The sequence below is a fragment of the Bartonella sp. DB5-6 genome (assembly GCF_000278115.1).
GTDB classification, from domain to species: Bacteria; Pseudomonadota; Alphaproteobacteria; order Rhizobiales; family Rhizobiaceae; genus Bartonella; species Bartonella refiksaydamii.
The window spans coordinates 75,209-78,687 of the sequence record NZ_JH725117.1 but is presented as its reverse complement, the minus strand read 5'-3'; the positions used below and the strand labels follow the sequence as shown (position 1 = coordinate 78,687).

The following is a 3,479-nucleotide window of genomic DNA, read 5'->3' as shown; positions in this document are numbered from 1 at the left end:
ACTCCGAGAGGTGGGGTGCATCCTGTGAGGGTTGGGATGCACTCCGAGAGGTGGGGTGCATCCCGTGAGGGTCGGGATGCACTCCGAGAGGGTGAGGCGCATCCCGTGAGGGTTAGATATATTCCATAAAAAGAGGGATAGCCAAAGAGATGTGTTTTTTGGGTATCTTATACTGATTGGTTATCGTATCTTTTATGGATATTTATTTTGTATCCTTAATATTTGAAATGATTTAAAGCAGCAAGTCGGTATAAGAGCAAAAAAGCTAAAAAATCTACAGTTAAGTGGGATAGTTGTGTATTGCTGTGTGCTTGTTTCTTTTTTTATTTAAAATACACCCTATAAAAACATTTTATAGGGTTATGGAATATATGTATTTGTTACAAAATGATGCTTTTATTTTTTATTAAAATTCCATTTTGACAGAATTATATTTCTGCGAATCTATTTGTGTATGTAGAAAATGCTGGGAGTGATTCTATATCCTCAATGGATGGTGAGCTGAACAGATACAGGACTATGGATGAAGGTCTGAAAGAAATTGCAAACTTTTATAAGAGTGGAAAAACGTCGTTGAGGTTGATTTTCAGTGGGCTGGTCGAGAATCATTTTTGATGAAGTGCTTGTTGGTGGAAGGGCTGCCTTTAGAAGGTGATTCTCTGTTGGGGATTCTGTGTGGAGCGGTTGCTGGTTAGGGCATGGCCGCTGGGGTGTTGCTTGATGATGGTTGTTGTAAGGTGATTTCTTGTAAAATATAGCTGGGAAAGGGGGACAGTGAAATTGGTTACAGGTTGCTGCTCTTTAAATCTGTTGTATGAGTGTCTCCCCATTTTTATCGCATATCTTTAGTAAGAGTGTTTTGCAATGTTTCGTTTGTTATTTGGGAGGTTGTGTGATGACAAAATCCGCTGTCTTGCTATGGGAAGTGAGGGATTATTAAGAGTCCCTACGGTTTGCATAGCCCCAATGAAATGCTAACAAGTCTAAACAATCTCGTAAGTGATCCGCGAGGGAGTTTTGTTTGCGTTTTGAGGTGCTTAACTCTTTGATTGCTTGACCATAACCAACAACCTTTTCTACAAGTGAATAGCCAAGAACACCAAGGTGAAGCTTGATAGTTTTTAAATGGTTGGATGCTTCTATTTGACGTTCAATGGGGTGTGTGTAACCTTGGCTGTTCTCAACTTTTTCCCGCGTGTAGTCAGGACTCATATGGAGATCTGCCTGACTTTGACGCCAGTAAACATAAAAGCGTTCTGCTGCTTTATATTGCGCTTTGCTGATATGCCCTTTTGCGTATAAAAGTGCGATGGGACGGCTTTGTGCATTGGCAATGGCTTTAACGGTGCGCGGGTTGCTGGAACTTTCTGAATGGTGAGACTGAAAATAAGGATTGCTCGTTTCAATAGGGATTTCTTGCGTTTTTAAGTGCCCAATGTGTTGTTTCTCTTTATCTTTGTGGGAGAGAGGGAAAGTTTGTGTCTTGTTTTTTGGGTCCTCTTTGTTTTTTCTTGTCTCTTGATGTTTCATATCATTTTTTCTCCTTTAAAAATTGTCGTTTGGTTTTCTGTTTTAAAAAATCGGATGTAAATTGGTCTGGGTGTTTGAGGGGGGGAAGCTTTGCTGGGTATTTCCTTGAGGACAGGCTTGGGAATGGGGGTGGTTTGCTTTAGTGGCCGTTTGCTTGAATGTCGGTGATTGGGAGCGGTGGCGTTGATGTTCGGGTGATGTGTTGTTCTTGAAGGCGGTGGGGTTTTGTTGCATTATGGGTGTTGTCCTTTGGCTTGCTTATGGGGAAATAAGGAGCATTGATCTTACGGGGATTTTCTTGGAGGGGTTGGCTTTGGCTTCATTGTTGAAGTTGCTCTTGGGTTACCTTATGCGGGGTTACCTTATGCGGGGTTACCTTATGCGGGGTTACCTTATGCGGGAGCGAGGTGATTCGGTCTTGCAGAGGTCGTTGTGGCTTTTGAATGGGTTGGTGTTTTCCTGTATTGTTGGCGGTGTCTTTTGTTTTGTTTATGGGGAGCGCAGAGTCTTGGTGTGGATTGGCTTTGGTTTTCAAAGGAGTGGGTGTTTTGCTTGATTTTGGGATTTACCTTTCCTTTTATTTATGAGGGAATAAGGTGTGCTCGTGTGGTAGGGGAAGCGTTTGGGGAGAAGGTGGGGGTTGGGCGTTCAAGATAACGCCGTGGTGTTAAGGGGTGTTCAGGAGAACAACGATAGCGATAGGTTTGTTGGTCAAACCAGAGACCAATTTTGCCTTCAAAGTCACCGGAACGTTGCTTGGCGATATTCATAATCACGCCTGGGCGTTTGGCTAACTCTGATTTTTCTTGCTTGAGGGATGCGGTAAAAATTTTATCTTCTAATGAGCGATTGCGCCAAATGGTGATGATGTTAAAGGCATTGGCACCAATTTCTGAGGCACCTTTAATATCTTCTGTACTTGGGATATCCTTATCTAAACCGCCTTTGCGTGCATGAGCAACAAGATGAATGTGCACTGCGTTTAAAACAGCCCAATCAACCATTTTATAAACCGCTTGTTCTTGTCCGGTGTAGTCATCCGAGGAGATGCCAAGCCGCATGAGACTGTCGATAATAAATTGATCGCAGCCATAGCGTGCACGGCAATAATCAAAGACATCTAGCAATGTGTCCACGCTTGATTTTCCCACATGTTCATAAAGAATCAGTCCATCATCTAAAAAATGGAGTATCCGCTCAATCATCTCTCTTGTGGGTTGTTCTAAGCCTCCCGTTTGTTTTGTTAAACGGCGCAGCGATTGTTCTCCTTTCATTTCTAGTGAGGCTAAACAAAGGCGGCTCTTTTGAGAGATCCAATGGGGAATACAGTCTGATAACAGTTGGCTTTTTCCAGCACCGCTCGCGCCGCTCCATAGCGTTAATTCCGCTGGACGGAAATAAAGTTTGCCGTGGAGTTTAGGATAGGGAACCGTGTAGCCAAGATGCTGTTCAGGTTCTGGCCAAAATAGCCCTATGACTTGATCTTTATAATCTGAGGCACGTCGTAACCCTTCTGGTGCAAAGCTTTTTGCTGACAAAAAGGCTGCTTTTATGGTGTCCGCATCAATTCCTGCTGTTAAACAGTCATTTGCATCCTTACGGGGTAAGCGTACACGGTAGCAGCGGTGACGGCCAAGCCTGCTAGCAATTTCACATGCTGCTTCTTCACCGGGTTTGTCCATATCAGTGGCTAAAAAAATGGTTTCAAAAGGTTCTAAATGATCAAATTCATTTTCAATCCAGTTGTGTTTGCCCCCAACCCCTCCTCCAAACGGTACGGAAAGGGCTGGATATCCGTAGGCGGCTAAAGAAAGTGCATCAATTTCTCCTTCTGTGATGACAATTGTACGGTTTGTTGAAGAAAAAGCGTGGTTGGCGGTGGTGGGTGTGTGGTTGGCGGTGGGTGTGTGGTTTGTGGTGGGTGTGTGGTTGGCGGTGGGTGTGTGGTT

At 43.8% G+C, this 3,479-nt stretch carries 2 protein-coding genes; both read right to left on the bottom strand.

The genetic code is table 11. The features are described 5' to 3' along the window. Positions 1 to 936 precede the first annotated feature (936 nt). Positions 937 to 1,530 (bottom strand): hypothetical protein, encoded by a 594-nt coding sequence (locus MCO_RS04160; RefSeq protein WP_007552795.1) that lies wholly within the window; start codon positions 1,528 to 1,530, stop codon positions 937 to 939. A gap of 581 nt (positions 1,531 to 2,111) precedes the next feature. Next, positions 2,112 to 3,479: bifunctional DNA primase/helicase (locus MCO_RS11130; RefSeq protein ID WP_007552794.1), on the bottom strand; the 1,368-nt coding region annotated here is incomplete at its 5' end.

Excerpts from the sequence above, each read along its gene's own strand:
- MCO_RS04160 (WP_007552795.1), bottom strand. The coding sequence starts at position 1,530 with ATGAAACATCAAGAGACAAGAAAAAACAAAGAGGACCCAAAAAACAAG.